This window comes from Pseudomonas rubra (genome assembly GCF_028656935.1).
Lineage (GTDB): Bacteria > Pseudomonadota > Gammaproteobacteria > Pseudomonadales > Pseudomonadaceae > Aquipseudomonas > Aquipseudomonas rubra.
Window position 1 is genome coordinate 149035 of sequence record NZ_JAMDGZ010000012.1, and the last position, 22892, is coordinate 171926.

Annotated in this window: 27 protein-coding genes; 24 read left to right on the forward strand and 3 right to left on the reverse strand. The window is 62.7% G+C overall.

From position 1 onward, the window contains the following. Positions 1-2: 2 nt before the first annotated feature. From flhF to M5G17_RS05770, 13 genes are all read left to right on the forward strand, one after another. Positions 3-1313 carry a flagellar biosynthesis GTPase FlhF gene (gene flhF / locus M5G17_RS05710; protein WP_273892033.1) on the forward strand — a complete coding sequence of 437 codons (1311 nt, stop codon included), beginning with the start codon at positions 3-5 and terminating at the stop codon, positions 1311-1313. Between the two features lie 120 nt (positions 1314-1433). Beyond that, a complete protein-coding gene (gene fleN, locus M5G17_RS05715; RefSeq protein ID WP_130263779.1) occupies positions 1434-2267 on the forward strand; it encodes a flagellar synthesis regulator FleN in 834 nt (277 codons plus the stop codon). Further along, positions 2264-3004 carry an RNA polymerase sigma factor FliA gene (gene fliA, locus M5G17_RS05720; protein WP_273892034.1) on the forward strand — a complete coding sequence of 247 codons (741 nt, stop codon included), beginning with the start codon at positions 2264-2266 and terminating at the stop codon, positions 3002-3004. The genes fleN and fliA overlap by 4 nt, the downstream gene beginning before the upstream one ends. A 103-nt stretch (positions 3005-3107) precedes the next feature. After that, on the forward strand, positions 3108-3482 hold the full coding sequence (locus M5G17_RS05725; RefSeq protein WP_036990294.1) for a chemotaxis response regulator CheY: 375 nt from the start codon (positions 3108-3110) through the stop codon (positions 3480-3482). 19 nt (positions 3483-3501) lie between these two features. Beyond that, a complete protein-coding gene (locus M5G17_RS05730) occupies positions 3502-4290 on the forward strand; it encodes a protein phosphatase CheZ (protein ID WP_130263781.1) in 789 nt (262 codons plus the stop codon). Positions 4291-4302: 12 nt separating this feature from the next. After that, positions 4303-6522: a chemotaxis protein CheA gene (locus M5G17_RS05735; protein ID WP_273892035.1), complete on the forward strand. Its 2220-nt coding sequence runs from the start codon at positions 4303-4305 to the stop codon at positions 6520-6522. A 45-nt stretch (positions 6523-6567) separates the two neighbouring features. Continuing rightward, the gene (locus M5G17_RS05740) at positions 6568-7692 is read left to right on the forward strand and encodes a protein-glutamate methylesterase/protein-glutamine glutaminase (RefSeq protein ID WP_273892036.1); all 1125 of its coding nucleotides are present in this window, start codon (positions 6568-6570) and stop codon (positions 7690-7692) included. Next, positions 7692-8432: a flagellar motor protein gene (locus M5G17_RS05745; protein ID WP_273892037.1), complete on the forward strand. Its 741-nt coding sequence runs from the start codon at positions 7692-7694 to the stop codon at positions 8430-8432. Before M5G17_RS05740 ends, M5G17_RS05745 begins: the two co-directional genes overlap by 1 nt. Positions 8433-8435: 3 nt before the next feature. Next, positions 8436-9323: a flagellar motor protein MotD gene (gene motD, locus M5G17_RS05750; RefSeq protein WP_273892038.1), complete on the forward strand. Its 888-nt coding sequence runs from the start codon at positions 8436-8438 to the stop codon at positions 9321-9323. A 45-nt stretch (positions 9324-9368) separates the two neighbouring features. Then, on the forward strand, positions 9369-10157 hold the full coding sequence (locus M5G17_RS05755) for a ParA family protein (RefSeq protein WP_273892039.1): 789 nt from the start codon (positions 9369-9371) through the stop codon (positions 10155-10157). Beyond that, positions 10157-11026, forward strand: coding sequence for a CheW domain-containing protein (locus tag M5G17_RS05760; RefSeq protein ID WP_273892040.1), 870 nt, complete (start codon positions 10157-10159; stop codon positions 11024-11026). Before M5G17_RS05755 ends, M5G17_RS05760 begins: the two co-directional genes overlap by 1 nt. 64 nt (positions 11027-11090) lie before the next feature. Beyond that, the gene (locus M5G17_RS05765) at positions 11091-11570 is read left to right on the forward strand and encodes a chemotaxis protein CheW (RefSeq protein WP_010225041.1); all 480 of its coding nucleotides are present in this window, start codon (positions 11091-11093) and stop codon (positions 11568-11570) included. Between the two features lies 1 nt (position 11571). Beyond that, complete coding sequence (locus M5G17_RS05770; RefSeq protein WP_273892041.1) at positions 11572-11964, forward strand: DUF2802 domain-containing protein; 393 nt, start codon at positions 11572-11574, stop codon at positions 11962-11964. 65 nt (positions 11965-12029) lie between these two features. On the opposite strand, the gene M5G17_RS05775 is transcribed toward M5G17_RS05770, so the two are convergent. Both M5G17_RS05775 and fliK read right to left on the reverse strand, forming a co-directional pair. Beyond that, the gene (locus M5G17_RS05775) at positions 12030-12362 is read right to left on the reverse strand and encodes an EscU/YscU/HrcU family type III secretion system export apparatus switch protein (RefSeq protein WP_273892042.1); all 333 of its coding nucleotides are present in this window, start codon (positions 12360-12362) and stop codon (positions 12030-12032) included. Then, positions 12359-13927 carry a flagellar hook-length control protein FliK gene (gene fliK, locus M5G17_RS05780; RefSeq protein WP_273892043.1) on the reverse strand — a complete coding sequence of 523 codons (1569 nt, stop codon included), beginning with the start codon at positions 13925-13927 and terminating at the stop codon, positions 12359-12361. The genes M5G17_RS05775 and fliK overlap by 4 nt, the downstream gene beginning before the upstream one ends. A gap of 163 nt (positions 13928-14090) precedes the next feature. Between fliK and ccmA the strand changes: the two genes are divergently transcribed. The 11 genes from ccmA to M5G17_RS05835 all read left to right on the forward strand — a co-directional run bounded on the left by ccmA (position 14091) and on the right by M5G17_RS05835 (position 21923). Continuing rightward, positions 14091-14723 carry a cytochrome c biogenesis heme-transporting ATPase CcmA gene (gene ccmA / locus M5G17_RS05785; protein ID WP_273892044.1) on the forward strand — a complete coding sequence of 211 codons (633 nt, stop codon included), beginning with the start codon at positions 14091-14093 and terminating at the stop codon, positions 14721-14723. Continuing rightward, the gene (gene ccmB, locus M5G17_RS05790) at positions 14720-15388 is read left to right on the forward strand and encodes a heme exporter protein CcmB (protein WP_273892045.1); all 669 of its coding nucleotides are present in this window, start codon (positions 14720-14722) and stop codon (positions 15386-15388) included. The genes ccmA and ccmB overlap by 4 nt, the downstream gene beginning before the upstream one ends. A 43-nt stretch (positions 15389-15431) precedes the next feature. After that, positions 15432-16208, forward strand: coding sequence for a heme ABC transporter permease (locus M5G17_RS05795; RefSeq protein ID WP_273892046.1), 777 nt, complete (start codon positions 15432-15434; stop codon positions 16206-16208). Next, positions 16205-16381 carry a heme exporter protein CcmD gene (gene ccmD, locus M5G17_RS05800; protein ID WP_123568063.1) on the forward strand — a complete coding sequence of 59 codons (177 nt, stop codon included), beginning with the start codon at positions 16205-16207 and terminating at the stop codon, positions 16379-16381. The genes M5G17_RS05795 and ccmD overlap by 4 nt, the downstream gene beginning before the upstream one ends. Further along, positions 16378-16833, forward strand: coding sequence for a cytochrome c maturation protein CcmE (gene ccmE / locus M5G17_RS05805; protein ID WP_130263793.1), 456 nt, complete (start codon positions 16378-16380; stop codon positions 16831-16833). Before ccmD ends, ccmE begins: the two co-directional genes overlap by 4 nt. 11 nt (positions 16834-16844) lie before the next feature. Next, a complete protein-coding gene (locus M5G17_RS05810) occupies positions 16845-18818 on the forward strand; it encodes a heme lyase CcmF/NrfE family subunit (RefSeq protein WP_273892064.1) in 1974 nt (657 codons plus the stop codon). Next, the gene (locus M5G17_RS05815; protein WP_130263795.1) at positions 18815-19348 is read left to right on the forward strand and encodes a DsbE family thiol:disulfide interchange protein; all 534 of its coding nucleotides are present in this window, start codon (positions 18815-18817) and stop codon (positions 19346-19348) included. Before M5G17_RS05810 ends, M5G17_RS05815 begins: the two co-directional genes overlap by 4 nt. Further along, a complete protein-coding gene (locus M5G17_RS05820; RefSeq protein WP_273892047.1) occupies positions 19345-19821 on the forward strand; it encodes a cytochrome c-type biogenesis protein in 477 nt (158 codons plus the stop codon). Before M5G17_RS05815 ends, M5G17_RS05820 begins: the two co-directional genes overlap by 4 nt. Further along, positions 19814-21016, forward strand: coding sequence for a c-type cytochrome biogenesis protein CcmI (gene ccmI / locus M5G17_RS05825; RefSeq protein WP_273892048.1), 1203 nt, complete (start codon positions 19814-19816; stop codon positions 21014-21016). Before M5G17_RS05820 ends, ccmI begins: the two co-directional genes overlap by 8 nt. A gap of 10 nt (positions 21017-21026) precedes the next feature. After that, a complete protein-coding gene (locus M5G17_RS05830) occupies positions 21027-21440 on the forward strand; it encodes a hypothetical protein (RefSeq protein WP_273892049.1) in 414 nt (137 codons plus the stop codon). Positions 21441-21515: 75 nt separating this feature from the next. Continuing rightward, complete coding sequence (locus tag M5G17_RS05835) at positions 21516-21923, forward strand: GFA family protein (protein WP_273892050.1); 408 nt, start codon at positions 21516-21518, stop codon at positions 21921-21923. On the opposite strand, the gene M5G17_RS05840 is transcribed toward M5G17_RS05835, so the two are convergent. Beyond that, complete coding sequence (locus M5G17_RS05840; protein ID WP_273892051.1) at positions 21916-22809, reverse strand: LysR substrate-binding domain-containing protein; 894 nt, start codon at positions 22807-22809, stop codon at positions 21916-21918. The genes M5G17_RS05835 and M5G17_RS05840 overlap by 8 nt on opposite strands. Positions 22810-22892 lie beyond the last annotated feature (83 nt).

The following is a 22892-nucleotide window of genomic DNA, read 5'->3' on the forward strand; positions in this document are numbered from 1 at the left end:
TTATGCAAGTTAAGCGTTTTTTCGCCGCCGATATGCGTCAGGCCATGAAGCTGGTTCGAGATGAGCTGGGCGCCGAAGCCGCCATCATCGGCAACCGCCGGATTGCTGGCGGTGTCGAGCTGACGGCTGCGCTGGACTATAAGCTGTCCGCCCTGGCGCCGCGGGTGCCGAATATCGAGCTCGAAGACGAGTTGCGCAAGACCCAGTCGCGCATCGTTACCGCCCAGGCGGAGCTGAGCACCCGCAGCGAGAGCGAGGACGCCAACCGTCAGCTGTTCGCCGGGCTGCCGTTGACCGCTTCCGAGCCGCTGGTAGATCCTGAGGTTGAAGCACCGCTGGCGCCGGCGGCACCGGTTGCCGCGCCGATTGATCAGCGCTTGTTCGACTCGATGCGTTCGGAACTGTCGGGCCTGCGTGAGCTGCTTGAAGTGCAGCTCGGTTCGCTGGCCTGGAGCCAGTTGCAAGGAAACAAGCCGCAGCAGGCCAATCTCTGGCGGCGCCTGCAGCGCATTGGCCTGTCCGGGCCAATTGCCCGTGAGCTGCTCGATCTTACGACCGGTATCGAAGAGCCTCGGCAAGCCTGGCGCATGCTGCTGGCCCATCTGGCGCGGATGATTCAGGTGCCGGAAATCGAACCGATTGAAGAAGGCGGTGTCATTGCCATGGTCGGTCCGGCCGGCATGGGCAAGACCACCACCCTGGCCAAACTGGCTGCGCGCTACGTGCTCAAGTACGGTGCGCACAACTTGGCCCTTGTGAGCATGGACAGTTTCCGTATCGGTGCCCAGGAGCAACTCAAGACCCTGGGGCGGATCCTCAATGTCTCGGTCACTCATGTCGATCCGGGTCAGTCGCTGGCCCAGGCGCTCGACCCGCTGCTGCGCAAGCGCGTGGTACTGATCGACACCGCTGGCCTGCAAGCCAGTGACCCGGCCTTGCGTATGCAGCTCGAAACCCTTGCCGGGCGCGGGATTCAGGCCAAGAATTATCTGGTACTGGCAACCACCAGCCAGAAGCAGGTGCTGACCGCCGCCTACCACAGCTACAAGCGCTGTGGTCTGGCCGGTTGCATCCTGACCAAGCTAGATGAAACCGCCAGCCTCGGCGAAGTATTGAGCCTGGCAATCAGTCATGAACTGCCTGTGGCCTATCTTACCGATGGCCCGCGCATTCCTGACGACCTGCACCTGCCGCGCCGGCACCAGTTGGTCAGCCGCGCAGTGAGCGTGCAGATGCAGGACGAGCCCAGCGAAGAGGCCATGGCCGACATGTTCGCTGATCTCTACCACAGCCCTGGCAAACGCGTGGGCTGAGGTGAATATGAATACGTTGCAAAGTACCTACATCAATGGTCTGCCAGGCATTTTTCAGGTGTTGAAAGCGCAGCCCAGTCATGTGGCCTCGGTCTAAGTAAGACAAGGTAAAGAACAAACATGGGTAGCATGCATCCCGTACAGGTGATCGCCGTGACCGGTGGCAAAGGTGGCGTCGGCAAGACTAACGTGTCAGTGAACCTGTCGCTGGCGCTGGCTGAGCTTGGCCGTCGGGTCATGCTGCTGGACGCCGACCTGGGCCTGGCCAACGTCGACGTGCTGCTGGGCCTGACGCCCAAACGTACCCTGGCCGACGTCATCGAAGGCCGCTGCGAGCTGCGCGAAGTACTGCTGCAGGGCCCCGGTGGCGTGCGCATCGTGCCGGCGGCTTCGGGTACGCAAAGCATGGTGCACCTGGCGCCGGCGCAGCATGCCGGGCTGATCCAGGCCTTCAGCGAGATCGGCGACAACCTCGATGTGCTGGTGATCGACACCGCTGCGGGTATCGGTGACTCGGTAGTCAGTTTTGTCCGCGCCGCCCAGGAAGTGTTGCTGGTGGTGTGCGACGAGCCCACCTCGATCACCGATGCCTATGCCCTGATCAAGCTGCTCAATCGCGATTACGGCATGAACCGCTTCCGCGTCCTGGCAAACATGGCTCAGAGCCCTCAAGAGGGGCGCAACCTGTTCGCCAAGTTGACCAAGGTCACTGATCGCTTTCTGGATGTCGCCCTACAATACGTCGGTGCGGTGCCTTACGACGAATGCGTGCGCAAGGCGGTGCAGAAGCAGCGTGCAGTCTATGAAGCCTTCCCGCGTTCCAAGTGCGCGCTGGCATTCAAGGCCATTGCCCAGAAGGTCGACACCTGGCCGCTGCCTGCCAACCCACGGGGTCACCTGGAGTTCTTCGTCGAGCGCCTGGTGCAACCGACGAGTGCGGGTCCGGTGCTATGAACGCCAGCGGTTATCGGATGTACAGCAAGGCCTCGCGTGACGCCCAGTACGAGTTGATCGAGCGTTACGCGCCGTTGGTCAAACGCATCGCCTACCACTTGCTGGCGCGTCTGCCGGCCAGTGTTCAGGTCGAAGATCTGATCCAGGCCGGGATGATCGGCTTGCTCGAAGTCGCCAACAAGTACGATGCGAGCAAAGGTGCCAGTTTCGAGACCTATGCCGGCATCCGTATTCGCGGGGCGATGCTCGATGAAGTGCGCAAGGGCGATTGGGCGCCGCGTTCGGTACACCGCAATACCCGCATGGTCAGTGACGCGATTCGTGCAATTGAAGCAAAAACCGGCCGTGACGCTAAAGATCACGAGGTTGCTGCCGAACTTCAATTGAGTCTCGATGATTATTACGGGATTTTGAATGACACCCTGGGCAGCCGCCTGTTCAGTTTCGACGACCTGCTGCAGGACGGCGAACATGAAGGTCTGCACGAGGGAGGTGCCAGTTCCCAGCTCGAGCCTTCGCGCGATCTGGAAGACGAGCGTTTTCAGGCAGCCTTGGCCGATGCCATTGCCAACCTGCCCGAACGCGAGCGTCTGGTGCTGGCGCTGTACTACGACGAAGAGCTCAACCTCAAGGAGATCGGTGAGGTCCTGGGGGTGAGCGAATCGCGCGTCAGCCAGCTGCACAGCCAGTGCGCGGCACGTTTGCGTGGTCGCCTGGGGGAATGGTGGGCGCGTTGAACACCGGTTCAATGCAGTCGTGAAATGCAGTACCGAATTGATTGAATGCGCGTTCCGCGCTGAACGCGTTAAAGACTGCTTGGAGGTCTAATTGAACAAAGACATGAAAATCCTCATCGTGGACGACTTCTCGACGATGCGGCGGATCATCAAGAACCTGTTGCGTGATCTGGGCTTTACCAACACCCAGGAAGCCGACGACGGCAACACCGCGCTGCCGATGCTCGAAAGCGGCCACTTCGATTTTCTGGTCACCGACTGGAACATGCCTGGCATGTCCGGCATCGACCTGCTGCGCAAGGTGCGGGCCGATGAACGCCTCAAGCACCTGCCGGTGCTGATGGTGACCGCCGAAGCCAAGCGCGAGCAGATCATCGAAGCCGCCCAGGCCGGAGTCAACGGCTATGTGGTCAAGCCGTTCACTGCCCAGGTGCTGAAAGAAAAAATCGAAAAAATCTTCGAGCGCGTCAATAGCTGAGGTACGCCACGGGGGCGCTATGGAGCAAACACAATCATCCTTGGGCGAGTTCGAGTCAACACTCAAGAAACACGCCAAGGAACTGGTCGACAGCCTTGAAAAAGGCAAGTTCGGCGACGCGGTGCAACTGATCCATCAGCTGAACCAGACCCGTGACCTAGGCCTGTATCAGGAAGTCGGCAAACTTACCCGCGAGTTGCACAGTGCGATCGTCAGCTTCCAGATCGACCCGCACATGCCGCAGGCCGAGGAAGTGTCGCAGATTACCGACGCGACCGAACGCCTGTCCTACGTGGTCAAACTGACCGAGGGCGCGGCTAACCGCACCATGGACCTGGTCGAAGCCAGTACGCCGGTACTCAACGCGTTGAGCGACGAAGCCCGCGAGCTGAGCGTCGACTGGCAGCGCTTCATGCGCCGCGAAGTGGCGGCACCGGAGTTTCGTGAGCTGGCCAAGCGTGTCGACAGTTTTCTGACGCGCAGCGAGGAGGGCAACCGCAAGGTCGCCGGGCACCTCAATGACATTCTTCTGGCTCAGGACTACCAAGACCTGACCGGCCAGGTGATCAAGCGCGTCACGACGCTGGTCACCGAAGTAGAAAGCAATCTGCTCAAGCTCGTGCTGATGGCAAGCCAGGTCGACCGTTTTGCCGGTATCGAACATGACCACCAGCAGCTGCGCGCTGAAAAAGATCAAGAAAAACATCCGACTCGGGGTGAAGGTCCGCAGATTCATGCCGATAAGCGTGAAGACGTTGTGTCCGGTCAGGACGATGTCGACGATCTGCTGTCCAGTCTGGGTTTTTAGGGAGCACGTTTAATGAGCTTCGGCGCCGATGAAGAAATCCTTCAGGATTTCCTGGTAGAAGCCGGCGAGATTCTTGAGCAACTGTCCGAGCAACTGGTCGAGCTGGAAAGCCGTCCGGATGATGCCGATTTGCTCAATGCGATCTTTCGCGGTTTTCACACTGTAAAAGGGGGCGCCGGCTTCCTCCAGCTCAACGAGCTGGTGGAGTGCTGCCATATCGCCGAAAACGTCTTCGACATCCTGCGCAAGGGTGCCCGGCGTGTTGATGCCGAACTGATGGACGTGGTCCTGGAAGCGCTGGACACGGTCAACAGCATGTTCGGCCAGGTGCGCGAACGTACCGACATCACCCCAGCCACCCCTGAGCTGCTGGCGGCGCTGTCGCGCCTGGCCGAGCCTGCCGCGCAGGACGAGGCACCTGCGCCTGAGCCAGAAGTGCTCGAAGCGCCTGCGGCCGAAGCCGACATCACCGACACCGAGTTCGAGCAGTTGCTCGACTCGCTCAGTGCGGTCAAGGCCGAGGCCGAAGCCCAAGTGGCCGAGCCCGCCGGTGATGAAATCTCCGATGCCGAGTTCGAGTCGCTGCTTGACCAGTTGCATGGCAAGGGTCAGTTCGCCGCCGATAACCTCGGCGCCAGCGCCGAGGCGCCGGTTGCGGTAGCTGCGCCGGGCGTTGCCAGCGGCGATATCACCGACGACGAGTTCGAGGCGCTGCTTGATCAGTTGCACGGCAAGGGTACCTTTGCCGTCGATGCACTGCCGGGCGCCGCTACCGCTGCCGGGGAAGACGCCGCGCCTGCTGTACAGGGCGATCATATTTCCGAGCACGAGTTCGAAGCACTGCTCGACGAGTTGCATGGCAAGGGCAAGTTTGCTGCTGACGCCGTCGCCACTGCTGCGCCTGCTGCTGCCGCGCCGGTCAAGGCCAAGCCTGCGCCTGCGCCAGCACCCGTGGCCAAAGCCGCCGTACCTGCTGCTGCGCCAGCAGTGGCCGCCAAGCCCGCCGCGCCAGCCCCGGCGCGTCAGCCTGCGGCGGCTGCAGAAAAACACCCGACCAACGAAACTGAAACCACCGTACGGGTCGATACCGCGCGGCTCGATGAGATCATGAACATGGTCGGCGAGCTGGTGCTGGTGCGTAACCGCCTGGTGCGTCTGGGCCTGAACAGCGGCGATGAGGCCATGTCCAAGGCCGTGTCGAACCTCGATGTGGTTACTGCCGACCTGCAGACCGCGGTCATGAAGACCCGCATGCAGCCGATCAAGAAGGTCTTCGGGCGCTTCCCGCGCCTGGTTCGCGACCTGGCCCGGCAGTTGAAGAAAGAGATCAACCTGGAGCTGGTCGGGGAAGAAACCGACCTCGACAAGAACCTCGTCGAGGCCCTGGCCGACCCGTTGGTGCACTTGGTGCGCAACGCCGTCGACCATGGCGTCGAAACCCCGGAAGAGCGCGAAGCCTCGGGCAAGTCCCGCGGCGGCAAGGTAGTGCTCTCGGCCGAACAGGAAGGCGATCACATCCTGCTGTCGATCTCCGACGACGGCAAGGGCATGGATGCTGACGTGCTGCGCGCCATCGCGGTCAAGCGCGGGGTGATGGACAAGGATGCTGCCGACCGCCTGAGCGAGACCGAGTGCTACAACCTGATCTTCGCCCCGGGCTTCTCGACCAAGACCGAGATTTCCGACGTGTCCGGGCGTGGCGTGGGCATGGACGTGGTGAAAACCAAGATTTCCCAGCTCAACGGCTCGATCAACATCTACTCGACCAAGGGCCTGGGTTCGAAGATCGTCATCAAGGTGCCTTTGACCCTGGCGATCATGCCGACGCTGATGGTCATGCTTGGCAACCAGGCGTTCGCTTTCCCGCTGGTCAACGTCAACGAGATCTTCCACCTCGACCTGTCGCGCACCAACGTGGTCGACGGCCAGGAAGTGGTGATCGTGCGTGACAAAGCCTTGCCGCTGTTCTACCTCAAGCGCTGGCTGGTCAGTTCTGCCGCTCATGAAGAGCAGCGCGAGGGCCACGTGGTGATCCTTTCGGTGGGTACCCAGCGTATCGGCTTCGTCGTCGATCAGTTGGTGGGCCAGGAAGAAGTGGTCATCAAGCCGCTGGGCAAGATGCTCCAGGGCACCCCGGGCATGTCGGGCGCCACCATTACCGGTGACGGGCGCATTGCGCTGATCCTCGACGTACCGAGCATGCTCAAGCGTTACGCCGCCCGGCGTATTTGATTCTGGTGGCGCGGCGTATCAGCCGCGCCCCCTAATGGAGTGTTTATGGCAGTCAAGGTCCTGGTGGTGGATGATTCCGGTTTCTTCCGCCGCCGCGTCTCGGAAATTCTTTCAGCGGACCCGACTATCCAGGTCGTGGGTACCGCGACCAACGGCAAGGAAGCGATCGACCAGGCGCTGTCGCTCAAGCCCGATGTCATCACCATGGACTACGAAATGCCCATGATGGATGGCATCACTGCTGTGCGTCACATCATGCAGCGTTGCCCGACCCCGGTGTTGATGTTCTCGTCGCTGACCCACGAAGGCGCCCGGGTTACCCTCGACGCCCTGGATGCCGGTGCGGTGGACTACCTACCGAAGAACTTCGAAGACATCTCGCGCAACCCCGAGAAGGTCAAGCAGTTGCTGTGTGAAAAGGTTCATACCATTTCGCGCAGCAACCGTCGCTTCAGTGCTTACTCAAGCCCGGCGCCAGCCCCAGCTCCGCAGCCGAGCGCCCAGCCAGCGGTCAGCAGCTTGGGTAGTTCGCCTGCGCCACGCGCTGCGGCGCCAGTGCGTGCAACGGCAACGCCTGCGTCCAGCACTTCGCCTGCACCCAAGCGCAAGCCGTACAAGCTCGTGGCTATTGGCACCTCTACCGGCGGCCCGGTTGCCTTGCAGCGGGTTCTGACCCAGTTGCCGGCCAATTTCCCGGCGCCGATCGTACTGATCCAGCACATGCCGGCGGCGTTTACCAAGGCCTTTGCCGAGCGCCTCGACAAGCTGTGCAAGATCAGCGTCAAGGAAGCCGAGGATGGCGACATGCTGCGCCCGGGCCTGGCCTTGCTGGCCCCTGGCGGCAAGCAGATGATGGTCGACGGCCGTGGCACGGTGAAAATCCTCCCGGGGGATGAGCGCCTGAACTACAAGCCGTGCGTGGACATCACCTTTGGTTCTGCAGCCAAATCCTATGGCGACAAGGTGCTCTCGGTGGTGCTTACCGGCATGGGCGCCGATGGTCGTGAAGGCGCGCGCCTGCTCAAGCAGGGCGGCAGTACGGTGTGGGCCCAGGATGAAGCCAGCTGCGTGATCTATGGCATGCCCATGGCGATCGTCAAGGCCAACCTGGCAGACGCCGTGTATGGCCTGGACGAGATTGGCAAACACTTGGTCGAGGCCTGCGTCTGATGGATGTTCTGAGCCTTATCGGGATCATCCTGGCCTTCGTTGCCATCGTTGGTGGCAACTACCTCGAAGGCGGGCACCTGTCGGCGCTGCTCAACGGCCCGGCAGCGTTGATCGTGCTTGGTGGCACCCTGGCGGCGGCACTGCTGCAGTCGCCGATGAGCTCTTTCAAGCGTGCGCTGATTATCGTGCGCTGGATTATCTTCCCGCCACGGATCGACCTTGCCGGCGGCATCGACCGGGTGGTGAACTGGTCGCTGACCGCGCGCAAGGAAGGCCTGCTGGGCCTGGAAGGCGTGGCCGATGCCGAGCCGGACCCTTACGCGCGCAAAGGTTTGCAGTTGCTGGTCGACGGTGCTGAGCCCGAGGCTATCCGCAGCATCCTTGAAGTGGATTTCTACACCCAGGAAAGCCGCGATGTGCAGGCGGCCAAAGTGTTCGAGAGCATGGGCGGCTACGCGCCGACCATCGGTATCATCGGTGCGGTGATGGGTCTGATCCATGTCATGGGCAACCTGGCCGATCCGTCGCAGTTGGGGAATGGCATTGCCGTGGCCTTTGTCGCCACCATCTATGGTGTGGCCAGTGCCAACCTGATCCTGCTGCCGGTCGCCAACAAGCTCAAGGCTCTGGCCTTGCGCCAGTCGCGCTACCGGGAAATGCTTCTGGAAGGGTTGCTGTCGATCGCCGAAGGCGAAAACCCGCGCTCGATCGAGCTGAAGCTTCAGGGCTTCATGGAGTAACACATGGCGCGTCGTCGACAACCTGAAGAACATGAAAACCACGAACGCTGGCTGGTGTCCTACGCCGACTTCATCACCTTGCTGTTCGCCTTCTTCGTGGTCATGTATTCGATCTCCTCGATCAACGAGGGCAAGTACAAGATCATTTCCCAGGCCCTGATCGGCGTGTTCAACGACCCTGAGCGTAGCCTGAAGCCGATCCCCATCGGCGACGAGCGCCCGCTCAGCGTCAAGCCGGCCGAGCCATTGATCAAGGACAGCGAACAGGTTGATGCGGGCCTGGCGCAAACCACCAGCGACCCGTTGAAGACCATCACCGATGACGTTCGCGACGCCTTCGGCGACTTGATCAAGTCCGATCAGATGACCGTGCGCGGCAACGAACTGTGGGTCGAAATCGAGCTCAATTCCTCGCTACTGTTCGGCAGTGGCGATGCCATGCCCAGTGATGTCGCGTTCAACATCATCGAGAAGGTGGCGAAGATCCTCAAGCCGTTCGCCAACCCGGTGCACGTCGAAGGTTTTACCGACGACCTGCCGATTCGTACCGCGCAGTATCCGACCAACTGGGAACTGTCTTCGGCGCGAGCGGCAAGTATCGTCCGCCTGCTGGCCATGGAAGGGGTGAACCCGTCGCGCATGGCGTCGGTCGGCTACGGCGAGTTCCAGCCGATTGCCGGCAATGACACGGCCGAAGGCCGCGCACGTAACCGGCGGGTGGTGCTGGTGATTTCGCGCAACCTTGAAGTACGTCGCAGCCTGACCGGTTCCGGTAGCGCCAATGCCACGCCGGATGCGGCGATGAAGCGGGCTGGCACACAAACTGCACCTGCTGCGGTAGCACCGACGGTGGGCGACAATCGCGTCAATTCCCCGTCACCGACCCTTTAACCGATCCCGGCTGGGCAGGCTGCCGTACCGGGAGGAAGCAACGCAATGAGAGTCTGGGCAGTAGCCAATCAAAAAGGTGGAGTCGGCAAGACCACCACGTCCATCGCCCTGGCCGGCCTGCTGGCCGAGGCGGGCAAGCGCGTGGTGGTTGTCGACCTTGACCCGCACGGGTCGATGACCAGCTATTTCGGGCACAACCCCGATGCGCTGGAGCACAGCTGCTACGACCTGTTCCTGCACAAGGGTACGGTGCCTGAAGGCTTGCCTGGGCAATTGCTGCAGCCGACCAGTGACGACAATATCTCGTTGCTGCCGTCGAGCACCGCGCTGGCTGTGCTCGAGCGCCAGTCGCCAGGCCAGAGTGGCCTGGGCCTGGTGATCGCCAAGTCTCTGGCGCAACTGTGGCAGGACTTCGACTACGCGATCATCGACAGCCCGCCGTTGCTTGGCGTGCTGATGGTCAATGCCCTGGCGGCCAGTCAGCAACTGGTGATCCCGGTGCAGACCGAGTACCTGGCGGTCAAGGGCCTGGAACGCATGGTCAGCACCCTGGCAATGGTCAACCGTTCGCGCAAGCAGGCCTTGCCTTATCACATCGTGCCGACCTTGTTCGACCGCCGCACCCAGGCTTCGATGGGCACCTTGCGCGTACTGCGCGACGCCTATCCCGAACATATCTGGCAAGGCTACATTCCGGTCGACACGCGCCTGCGCGATGCCAGCCGGGCCGGGCTGACCCCTTCACAGTTCGACGGCAAAAGCCGCGGCGTGGTGGCCTATCGGGCCTTGCTCAAGCACCTGCTGACGCAGAACCTTGCCGTGCAGGTGGCCTGATGAATCGCCCTCAACAGCTGGCCAGCCGGCCGCAACTGGCCCTGCAGAACTACCTCGATGGTTTGCTCCAGGAGGCGACTGAAGAGCCCGACGAAGTGCTCGTCGAAGCGCCGACGGTATCGGTCGAGCAGGACGAGTTTCAGGCGGCGGTACGCGAAGAACAGGCGCGTGATGCCCAGGTTGCCGCTCAGGCGGTGATCAAGGCTGAACCGCTACCCTTTGCCGAGCCAGTGCGACCGGTGCTGGCGCTGACCTTGCCGCCGGTGGTCGAGCCTGTGATCGAGGCGCCGGAGCCGGTTTTGGAGCCGGTGCACAGCGTGCCTGTCGAGCCATTGGTGCAAGTGCACTTGCCGCCGGCACCCAACCAGCCGGTACCACCGGCCACCGTCGACGGTCGCCCGGCCTGGGCTGCCGAGCCATTCGAATGCCTGCTGTTCGACGTTGCCGGCCTGACCTTGGCCGTGCCGTTGGTATGCCTGGGTTCGATCTACCCGCTGGCGGGCCACGAGCTGACGCCATTGTTCGGCCAGCCTGACTGGTTTTTGGGCATCCTGCCAAGCCAGAGCGGCAACCTCAAGGTACTGGACACTGCCCGCTGGGTGATGCCCGACCGTTACCGGGACGATTTTCGCCAGGGCCTGCAGTACGTGATTTCGGTTCAGGGCTATGAATGGGGCCTAGCGGTGCATCAGGTCAGCCGCTCGCTGCGCCTGGACCCCAATGAGATCAAGTGGCGCAGCCAGCGCGGCCAGCGGCCATGGCTGGCCGGCACCGTTATCGAACACATGTGCGCATTGCTCGATGTCGCTGAACTGGCCGAGTTGATCGCCAGCGGTGCAGTCAAGCAACTGCACGACACCCATAAATAATCGGCCGCATCTGCCGCGACCGTACTGAGCACACCGCCGATGGCGGATTTTGAGGGATAGGGGAATGAAAAAATCGTCTGCACAAGGTTCCGAAGATCCGATCCTGCAGTGGGTGACCTTCAAGCTGGACAACGAGTCCTACGGCATCAACGTGATGCAAGTGCAGGAAGTCCTGCGCTACACCGAGATCGCACCGGTCCCGGGTGCCCCCAGCTACGTACTGGGCATCATCAACCTGCGCGGTAACGTGGTCACCGTAATCGATACCCGCCAGCGCTTCGGCCTGCTGTCGAGCGAGATCACCGACAACACCCGTATCGTCATCATCGAGGCCGACAAGCAGGTCGTCGGCATCCTGGTCGACAGCGTCGCCGAAGTGGTTTATCTGCGTCAGTCGGAAATCGAGACCGCGCCGAATGTCGGCAACGAGGAATCGGCCAAGTTCATTCAGGGCGTGTGCAACAAGAACAACGAACTGCTGATCCTGGTCGAACTGGACAAGATGATGACCGAGGAAGAGTGGTCCGAGCTGGAGAACATCTGAGTTGATCCTCGAGGTTGCAGTCATATTTCTGGCGCTGCTGTGGGCGGTCAGCCTGTGGTTCTTCCTGAACTACAGCAAGCGCCAGCGAGAGCTGGCCGCGCAACAGGCCCAGGGCGATGCGCTGCGTGATCAGCGCATCAAGGATTTGGGCAAGCGCCTGGACGACTACCAGAACGGCAGCGTGCGCATGGGCGAAGCCTTGCACGAGCTGCGCGCGGTGGTTGCGCCCTTGCCGGACAAGCTCCTGCAACTGGAGCAGCGTGACCCCAACAGCCTGTCGTTCGCGCAAGCGGCGCGGCTGGTGGGCATGGGTGCCAGTGTCGATGAGCTGACTCAGTCCTGTGGTTTGACCCAGGCCGAGGCGGAGTTGATGAGCAAGTTGCACCGTAGCTGACATCGATCGCGGGGCAAGCCCGCTCCTACTGGCGTTGTAGGAGCGGGCTTGCCCCGCGATGCTTTTCAGGCACCGGGCAATCTCAGGTCGGTGGGCGTGATGTCGCGTTCCTGTGGCCCCTTATCGTCAAACCCTACCGGCACCTTGCCCTTGAGCTGCCAGGCAAAGGCAATGATTTCGGCGATGGTCAGGTACAGGGCCTCAGGGATCTGGTCGCCCAGCTCCATACGCGCCAGCAGGCGCACCAGTTCGGCGTTCTCGTAGATCGGTACTTCGTGCTCGCGGGCGATCTTCAGGATGGCCTCGGCCAGCTCGTCATCGCCCTTGGCACTGAGGGTAGGTGCCTGTTGGCCATCATAGGTCAGGGCAATGGCCTGGCGTGGGTTCTTGTCGATCATGCTTGTTCATCCACCCAGCGCTGTTCCAAGTGCGTGCGCGGCCCCTGAGGCGGTGTGCCGTGATGGCAGTGCAGCTCAGTGACATTCAGGCCGCGCGCAAGCAGACGCTCGCGCAAGTGGCCAAGCTGGCTTTCGATCAGTTGCGCGGTGCTGGGCAACTCAGCCCACAGCTGGCTCGACAGGCTGCCCTGGCTGATTTGCGCCTGCACCTGCAAAGGCCCCAGCGGATGCAGGTCGAAGGCCAGTTCGATGCGCCAGAGCATTTCCAGCGGATCGCGACGTTCGCGCTCCGGGTCGCTTTGCTGCTCCGGGGTTTCCTCGCGCTGCAGCTTCATCTGCAGCGGCATGAAATCCTGACCAGTGCGCAAAGGGATCTCCAGTTGCCAGGTGGTCTGCAGGTTGCCATCGGCGCTGGTGCCGGTCTTTTCCAGGCTCGCCAACTGATGGCTTTGCAGGCGCGAAATGGCCGCGGCGGCCAGGCGCAACAAATGCTCCAGGTCGCCTTCACCATCCTTGCTCTGCAATAGCCGTGAGGGCAGGGGAAAGCCTCCGGGCTGAGGGCGCGGGCTGACCTGGCCGAGCATGCCCAGGGCATTGCGGACCATGCCGGGCATGACCTGGGCCAACGTGCTGGCGGCCGCCGCCGGGTTGAAGGTGGTGTTAGCAGGCAACCCTGGCAGCAGTTGTGCCACCAGGCGCACCACTTGGGCCTTGAGGTCAGGGGCCAGTGCCGCAGGCAGGCCGGCCAGCAATTTGGCCTCAAGAAACACGCCGCTGTTGTTCAGGGCCTGGGCCAGGCCCTTGGGGTCGCTGAGCTGGCGCACATCCGGCAGGCTGGTCAACAGTTTGTCTACCGTGGCGCGCAGCTCGGTGCTCTGATTGCTGTCGCTGCGCAGCTGTTGCAAGGCATTGAGCAAGCCGGGCAGGGACGCCTGGCGACTCTGCTGGGTGCTCAGTTGCTGGCTGACCGCCAACTGCTCCTGGCGCCCGCTCAGTGGCACAAAGCTTAAGGAATGATCACCCTGCACCCGCGCGCTGAGCAGGCTGCCCACCGTAAGCGGGCGCGGGCTGTCGATGGCCAGGGTGGCGCCGGCCTGGGGGCCGCCGAGCAGCGTCACCAGCGAGCGGAACTGGGCCAGTTGGCCGGCCGCTTGCGGCAGTGCCTGGCTGGTGACGACTTTGCCTTGCAGCAAGGTGCCCACCGGCAGTTGGCGAGTGTCGATACGGGTCAGGGTGGCGACGCTGCTGGCGATGGCCTGCTGCACGGTGATGGTCAGGTTGGCGCTGCTGTTCTGGCTCACCGCCAGCTGGCTGCCTTGGGCCAGGGGCAGGGGGCTGCTGGCCTGGACGTTGGTCTGTTTGCCGTTGTCCTGGGTCAACTTGAGCAGCATCTGGAAATCCTGGCCGACCTGACGCAGGGCCATTACCTCGGCCTTGGCGGTTTCACCCGGGGCCAGCAACGTCTGTTGCGGTTGCAGCAGGCGCAGCAGTTCGCCGGTCATCGCCGAGCGCAATTGCGGGTTGGCCGGGATCTGTGGGCCGAGGTTGTTGATTTCGCCTGTCATCCGCTCGCAACCTATTGAAATAGCCCTCTTTGCAGTAGGACATCACATGTATAATGCCGCCCGATCTTTGGCGATCAGCGCGGCCGGGCCACATCGTCGTTGCCAGTATAACGGCAAGGCCGGGACCGACTTGAGACAGGCATCCCAAGCATAAGGCGAAACCGTGACCCCTCATCTCCAAGCCGTGGGCCTGGCCTGCGAGCGCGATTGGCGAATGCTTTTCGAAAACCTCGAGTTGCACCTGGGTGCAGGCGACATGCTGCAGGTCAGCGGCCCCAACGGCAGCGGCAAGACCAGCTTGCTGCGCCTGCTGGCCGGCCTCATGAGCCCCACCGCCGGGCAGATCATGCTCAACGGCAATCCCTTGGTCGAGCAGCGCAACCAATTGGCCCGGATCCTCCTGTGGATCGGCCACGCCGCCGGTATCAAGGACTTGCTCAGCCCTGAAGAAAACCTGGCCTGGCTCTGCGCCCTGCATCGCCCGGCCGCGCCGGCTGCGATCCGCAAGGCCCTGGAAGCGGTGGGCCTGCGTGGTTTCGAAGATGTTCCCTGTCATACCCTGTCAGCCGGCCAGCAGCGCCGCGTAGCACTGGCCCGCCTGTACCTGGACAGCCCGCCGCTGTGGATCCTCGACGAGCCTTTCACGGCCCTCGACAAGCAGGGCGTGGCCCAGCTTGAAGCGCACCTGGCCGGCCATTGCGAGCGCGGTGGCATGGTCGTGCTGACCACCCACCATACGCTGGAGCGCAAGCCGTCCGGTTACCGTGAAATCAACTTGGGGCAGTGGGCCGCATGAGTGTGTTTGTGCTGTTGTTGCGTCGCGAGGCTCGCCTGTTGTGCCGGCGCCCGGCCGAACTGGCCAACCCGCTGGTGTTCTTCGCCATCGTTGTCGCGCTGTTCCCGTTGGCGGTGGGGCCCGAGACTCAATTGTTGCAAACCTTGTCCCCAGGGTTGGTCTGGGTAGCCGCACTTTTATCGGTTCTGCTCCCGCTGGACGGGCTTTTCCGCAGTGATTTCGAGGACGGATCGCTCGAACAGTGGGTCCTTTCGTCGCACCCCTTGCCACTTCTGGTATTGGCAAAAGTGCTGGCACACTGGGCCTTTTCCGGGCTGGCACTGGTATTGTTGGCACCCTTGCTGGCGCTGATGCTCGGCCTGCCTGCGGAGTGCCTGCCGGTACTGGTGGCATCGCTTTTGCTCGGTACTCCGGTATTGAGCCTGTTGGGTGCGGTGGGTGCGGCCCTGACAGTCGGCTTGAAACGTGGCGGCCTGCTGCTGGCGCTACTTATTTTGCCGTTATATATCCCGGTATTGATCCTGGGCAGTGGCGCCTTGCAGGCGGCATTGCAAGCTATGCCGGCGACCGGTTATCTGCTCTGGCTTGGCAGCCTGACCGCCTTGGCAGTAACTCTGGCACCCTTTGCAATAGCGGCTGGCCTGAAGATCAGCGTCGGCGAATAATGAGGTCTGGGCACAGCCCAGCAAAGACCCTGGATGTACCGTGATGAAAAGCAGCGCAATCAGCTGGACGTGGTTTCACAAGCTGGGTTCACCCAAATGGTTCTATTCCATCAGCGGGCGCATGCTGCCCTGGCTGGCGATCTCAGCCGTGCTGCTGATCGCCATCGGCGTCGTCTGGGGCCTGGCCTTCGCGCCCCAGGACTACCAGCAAGGTAACAGCTTCAGGATCATCTACATTCATGTGCCGGCGGCAATGCTTGCCCAATCCTGCTACGTGATGCTGGCGGTGGCCGGGGTGGTGGGGCTGGTGTGGAAGATGAAGATTGCCGACGTCGCCCTGCAGTGCGCAGCGCCCATCGGTGCCTGGATGACTGCCGTGGCGCTGGTCACCGGGGCCATCTGGGGCAAGCCGACCTGGGGCAGTTGGTGGGTCTGGGATGCACGGCTGACGTCGATGCTGATCCTGCTGTTTCTGTACTTCGGCCTGATTGCCCTGGGCCAGGCGATCAGCAATCGCGAGAGCGCGGCCAAGGCCTGCGCGGTGCTGGCCATTGTCGGGGTGATCAACATCCCGATCATCAAGTACTCGGTGGAGTGGTGGAACACCTTGCACCAGGGCGCCACCTTCACCCTCACCGAAAAGCCGGCAATGCCCGCCGAAATGTGGCTGCCGCTGCTGCTGACCGTGCTGGGCTTCTATTGCTTCTTCGGCGCCGTGCTGCTGCTGCGCATGCGCCTTGAAGTACTCAAGCGCGAGGCACGCGCCAGTTGGGTCAAGGAGGAGGTATTGAACAGCCTGGGTCGGGAGGCGGCACGATGAGCTTTGCCTCCTTCAGTGATTTTCTCGCCATGGGCCATCACGGCCTGTACGTCTGGTCGGCCTACGGCATCTGCCTGCTGGTGCTGGCCTTCAACGTCGCCGCGCCCGTGCGCGCCAAGCGCCGTTACCTGCAAGAACAGGCGCGCCGTCTGCGCCGGGAGAACAAACCGTGAATCCGCAGCGTAAGAAGCGTCTGTTCATCATCCTCGGCCTGCTGGCCGGTATCGGTATCGCTGTCGGCCTGGCCCTGAGCGCTCTGCAACAGAACATCAACCTGTTTTACACCCCGACCCAGATCGCCAATGGCGAAGCGCCGCTGGACACCCGCATCCGCGCCGGTGGCATGGTCGAGAAAGGCTCGCTGCAACGCTCCGGCGATTCGCTGGACGTGCGCTTTGTGGTGACCGACTTCAACAAGTCGGTGCCGATCACTTACCGTGGCATCCTCCCGGACTTGTTCCGTGAAGGGCAGGGCATCGTCGCCCTGGGCAAGCTCAATGCTGAAGGCGTGGTGGTGGCCGATGAAGTGCTGGCCAAGCACGACGAGAAGTACATGCCGCCGGAGGTCACCAAGGCCCTCAAGGAAAGCGGCCAGCTCGCCACCGATGCCGGAGCCAAGCCATGAATGCGGCATTGATCATTCCCGAACTGGGCCAACTGGCGATGATCCTGGCGATCTGTTTCGCCTGTGTCCAGGCCACCGTCCCGCTGCTCGGCGCCTGGCGCGGCGACAGCCTGTGGATGAGCCTGGCGCGCCCGGCGGCCTGGGGCCAGTTTGCTTTCCTGGCATTCGCCTTCGCCTGCCTTACCCATGCCTTCATGACCGACAACTTCTCGGTCGCCTATGTCGCCAACAACTCCAACAGCGCCTTGCCCTGGTACTTCAAGTTCAGCGCCGTGTGGGGTGCACACGAAGGTTCGCTGCTGCTCTGGGCGATGATCCTCGGCGGCTGGACTTTCGCCGTGTCGATCTTCTCCCGGCAATTGCCGCAGGTGATGCTGGCGCGGGTACTGGCGGTAATGGGCATGATCAGTGTCGGCTTCCTGTCGTTCCTGATCATCACCTCCAATCCGTTCAAACGCTTGTTGCCGCAAATGCCGAGCGATGGCGCCGACCTCAACCCGCTGCTGCAGGACATCGGCCTGATCGTCCACCCGCCGATGTTGTACATGGGCTACGTGGGCTTCTCGGTGGCCTTTGCCTTCGCCATTGCCGCCTTGCTCGGCGGCCGTCTGGACGCCGCCTGGGCCCGCTGGTCGCGGCCGTGGACCATCGTTGCCTGGGCCTTCCTCGGCATCGGTATCACCCTCGGATCGTGGTGGGCTTATTACGAACTGGGCTGGGGCGGCTGGTGGTTCTGGGACCCGGTCGAGAACGCCTCGTTCATGCCCTGGCTGGTCGGTACCGCGCTGATTCACTCGTTGGCGGTCACCGAGAAGCGTGGCGTGTTCAAGAGCTGGACGGTGTTGCTGGCCATTGCCGCCTTCTCCCTGAGCCTGTTGGGGACCTTCCTGGTGCGCTCCGGGGTGCTGACCTCGGTGCATGCTTTTGCCTCGGACCCCGAGCGCGGCATTTTCATCCTGATCTTCCTGCTATTCGTGGTCGGTGGTTCGCTGACCCTGTTCGCCCTGCGCGCACCGGTGGTCAAGAGTCAGGTCGGTTTTGCCCTGTGGTCGCGGGAAACCCTGCTGCTGGCAAATAACCTGGTGCTGGTGGTAGCGGCGTCGATGATTCTGCTCGGCACCTTGTACCCGTTGATCCTCGATGCCCTGACCGGCGCCAAGCTGTCGGTCGGCCCGCCGTACTTTGACGCGCTGTTTATTCCGTTGATGGCGCTACTGATGGTGGTGATGGCGGTGGGCGTGCTCGTGCGCTGGAAAGACACCCCGAGCAAATGGCTGCTGGGCATGCTTACCCCGGTGTTGATCGGCAGTGCGGTGCTGGCGCCGATCGGCGGCCTGCTGGTGGATGATTTCGACTGGCAGGTGCTGACCACCTTCGCCCTGGCCGCCTGGATCATCCTCGCCGGTGCCCGCGACATCCTCGACAAGACTCGCCATAAAGGCCTGTTCAAGGGCCTGCGTGGCCTGAGCCGCAGCTACTGGGGCATGCATGTCGCGCACCTGGGCATGGCGGTGTGCGCCCTGGGCGTGGTGCTGTCGAGCAACAACAGTGCCGAGCGCGACCTGCGCCTGGCACCGGGCGAGTCGGTGGAACTGGCCGGTTATCAGTTCATCTTCGAAGGTGCCAAGCATTTCGAAGGGCCGAACTTCACCTCCGACAAGGGCACCGTGCGGGTGGTCGAAAACGGCCGCGAGATCAGCGTGCTGCACCCGGAAAAACGTCTGTACACGGTGCAGCAGTCGATGATGACCGAAGCCGGTATCGATGCCGGTTTCACCCGTGACCTCTATGTCGCCCTCGGCGAGCCGCTGGATAACGGTGCCTGGGCGGTGCGGGTGCACGTCAAGCCATTCGTACGCTGGATCTGGCTGGGCGGTTTGCTGACCGGCCTGGGCGGCTTGCTGGCGGCACTGGACGGGCGCTATCGAGTCAAGGTGAAAACCCGTGTGCGTGAGGCACTGGGCATGTCTGGAGCAACTGCATGAAGCGTTGGATCATGGTGCTGCCGCTGGCGGTGTTTCTGCTGGTGGCGGTGTTTCTCTACCGCGGCCTGTTTCTCGACCCGAGCGAGTTGCCGTCGGCAATGATCGGCAAGCCGTTCCCGGCCTTTGCCCTGCAATCGGTCGACGGCAAGCCGCTGACCGAGGCCGACCTGCTCGGCAAGCCGGCGCTGGTCAACGTCTGGGCCACTTGGTGCCCGTCGTGCAAGGTCGAGCACCCGTACCTGAACAAGTTGGCCGAGCAGGGCGTGGTGATCCACGGGGTCAACTACAAGGATGACAACGCCGCCGCATTGAAATGGCTGGCCGAGTTCCACAACCCCTACCAGCTCGACATCCGTGACGAGCAGGGCAGCCTGGGCCTGGACCTGGGGGTGTACGGCGCGCCGGAAACCTTCCTGATCGACGCCAAGGGCATCATCCGCTACAAGCACGTCGGTGTCGTCGACGCCACCGTCTGGCGCGAGCAGTTGGCGCCGCAGTACCAGGGCCTGGTCGATGAGGCCAAGCCATGAAGCGCTGGCTGGCAGCCGTCGTGCTCGGCCTGAGCCTGGCCGGAGTAACCCAGGCGGCGATCGATACCTATCAGTTTGCCGATGAAGCCGAGCGTGCGCGTTATCACGATCTGACCAAGGAACTGCGCTGCCCCAAGTGCCAGAACCAGGACATCGCCGACTCCAACGCACCGATCGCCGCCGACCTGCGCCGGGAGATCTTCCGCATGCTCGGCGAAGGCAAGAGCAATCAGCAGATCATCGACTTCATGGTCGATCGCTACGGTGACTTTGTGCGCTACAAGCCGGCCCTGAGCGCCCGCACCTGGCTGCTGTGGTTCGGCCCGGGGGCGTTGCTGCTGGGTGGCTTTACCGTGCTTGCACTGATCGTGCGCAAGCGCCGTGGCCAGGCTGCTGCAGGTTCTGCCGACCTTTCCGCCGAGGAGCGTGAGCGCCTCGCCAAATTGCTGGACAAAGAACAGACCCATGACTGATTTCTGGCTTGCTGCAGGCCTGCTGTTGCTGGTGGCCCTGAGCTTTTTGCTGATCCCGGTGTTGCGCGGCCGTCGTGCGCAACAGGAAGAAGACCGTACCGCCCTCAACGTTGCCCTGTACCAGGAACGCGTGGCCGAGCTGGCTGCCCAGCAGGCGGCCGGGGTGCTCGATGCCGAGCAGTTCGGCAAGGGCCGTGACGAGGCCGCCCGCGAGTTGCTGGCCGATACCGAGGGCGCCGAACCGCAACGCCTGGGCCGCCTGGGCAAACCGTTGCCGCTGCTTGCGGCGGTGCTGGTGCCGCTGATGGGCCTGGGCCTGTACCTGCACTTTGGCGCCAGCGAGCAGGTCGAGCTGACCCAGCAATTTGCCAAGGCGCCGCAGTCCATGGAAGAAATGACCCGCCGCCTGGAGTTGGCGGTGCAGGCCCAGCCAGACTCGGCCGAAGGCCTGTACTTCCTCGGCCGTGCCTACATGGCCCAGGAGCGTCCCGCCGATGCGGCCAAGGTCTTCGAACGTGCGGTGGCGGTTGCCGGGCGTGAGCCGGAGCTGCTCGGGCAATGGGCCCAAGCGGTTTACTTTGCCAATAACAAACAGTGGAACGCCCAGACCCAGGCCCTGACCGACGAAGCACTCAAGGCCGACGCGAACGAAGTCACCAGCCTGGGCCTGCTCGGCATCGCTGCTTTTGAGTCCGAGCACTACCAGCAAGCCATCGACTACTGGAACCGCCTGTTGACTCAACTGCCTGACGGCGACGCTTCGCGGGCAGCGCTGCAAGGCGGCATCGACCGGGCCAGCGACAAGCTCAAGGCCGGCGCAGGCAAGCTCGCGCCAGCGCTTGCCGAGCAAGCCACGGCACGCCTGAAGGTGCGGGTGGAACTGGCGGCGGCGCTCAAGGACAAGGTCAAGGCCGATGACACCGTGTTCATCTTCGCCCGGGCAAGTTCCGGCCCGCCGATGCCGCTGGCAGCCAAGCGGGTTACCGTGGCCCAGCTGCCGATCGAGGTCGAGCTGAGCGACAGCGACGCGATGATGCCGAACATGAAACTGTCGAGCTTCCCTGAAGTCCAACTGGTTGCGCGCATCTCTCGCGCTGGTCAGCCGACCCAGGGCGAATGGATTGGCAAGGGGGCTCCGCTGGCCAGCAGCACTACCGCTGCGCAACACCTGACCATCGACAGCCCGGACCAGTAAGAGAGCGCCTATGAACAGCATCGCCCGCCTGACCCTTCTTTGCCTGGTTGCGGGCTTGAGTGCATGTACCGTTCATCAGCCCTCCGAACCTACCGCGCCACCCATCCAGACCCTGCCGCCAGTCCCGAGCAGCAAGCCTGTGCCCAAGCCGGGCGCAGTGCCGAGCAAGCCAACCGTCACCCCGGCGCCCAAGCCGGTACAGCGCACCTCACCCAGTTTTGCACCACCGCCCGGTGGCGCCAGCCACTGGGATCCACGCCTGGGGGTGTACGTACTCGACGGCAAGAGCAACACCTTCTACCGCCAGCGCACCTACTACCGCTGGAACAACGGCTGGAGCTGGTCGACCAACCTCAATGGCCCCTGGCAGGAAACCGACAGCAGTGGCGTGCCGGGTGGCCTGGGCCGGGCTTTCGGCCAGTAGCTCTGTCGGCGCAGGCTTGCCCCACGATGGCCTGCTAGACTTGGCGCCTACCTCTCCCAGCAAGGAGCCTTGACCATGTCCCTGGAAAAACACGGCAGTTGCCTGTGCGGCGCCGTCAAACTCAGCGTCAGCCTGGAAAAAGCCAGCGTCAATGCCTGCCATTGCAGCATGTGCCGGCAGTGGGGCGGCGGGCCGTTCCTGTCGGTGCACTGCGCAGAACCGGTGAAGTTCACCAGCGCTCAGCCAGTGTTCCATGACTCATCCGAGTGGGCCCAGCGCGGTTTTTGCGGCACCTGCGGCACACACCTGTTGTACCGGCTCAAATCCGGCCATTTCGATGCGGTGTCGGTCGGTGTGCTTGAGGGCGATACCGACTGGGCTTTCGACCTGCAGGTGTATGTCGACAAGAAACCGGGCTACTACTGTTTCGCCAACCAGACCGAAGAAATGACCGCAGCACAAGTTGAGGCCATGTTCAACTGAGGGCCAGCAGCCAGTCCTCGAACACCTGCGCCGCTGGCGAGCGCAGGGCCTGTTTGTCGTGTACCAGGTAGTCGGCTTGCCCGGTGTGCACGACAAACGCTGACACCTGGCGGATCGAGCCATTATCGATGCGCTCGCGGGCCATGAACTCCCAACCCAGGCCCACCCCCATACCCTGCATGACCGCCTCGAACACCAGGTTGACCTGGTTGAAGGTCGCCGCATCCGCTGGCGCCTGATAGCGCAAGCCCTGGTGGGCGAACCAGTCCTGCCAGTCCAGGCAGTTCCAGGCCGAGGCATCCAGCTGAATCAACGGTAATGCTTGCAGCTCGCTCAATGAATGCACGGTGGGTAGGGCACGTTTGACGCTGGCTATCGGATAGATGGCCTCATCGAACAACTTGCTGGCCTTGAGTGAACTCCAGTGGCCATGGCCATAGAGGATGCCAAAGTCGTAGTTGCCGATATCGCTCTCGCTGATTTCGTTGTTGGCGTGGATGTTCACCGTCAGATCCGGGTGCTGCTCGTTGAAGCGCAGCAGACGTGGGAACAACCAGTACTGGGCCACCGCATGGGTGCAGATGACGCTGACGTTGCGGCTGCCGTGGCCGCTTTTCAGGCGCAGCACCTTGGCCAGCAGGCTTTCGAGCATGGGTTCGACGATGGCGTTGAAACCCTCGCCGGCGGGCGTCAGGGCAATGCCCCGGGCACGGCGCTCGAACAGCACTGCGCCCAGGTGTTCTTCCAGCACCTTGATCTGTTTGCTCACAGCGCTCTGGGTCAGGTACAGCTCGCTGGCGGCGCGGGTAAAACTGCCGCTGCGCACCACCGCCTCGAAGGCGATCAGGGTATCCAGTGGCGGCAGGTGGCGGCTGAAGCGGCTCATGTGACAATCCAGTCTGGGGAATGCCTGAATCATAAGGTTGATGCTTTCAGCAGGGAAGGTATTCTCCAGGGGAATGCCTGCAT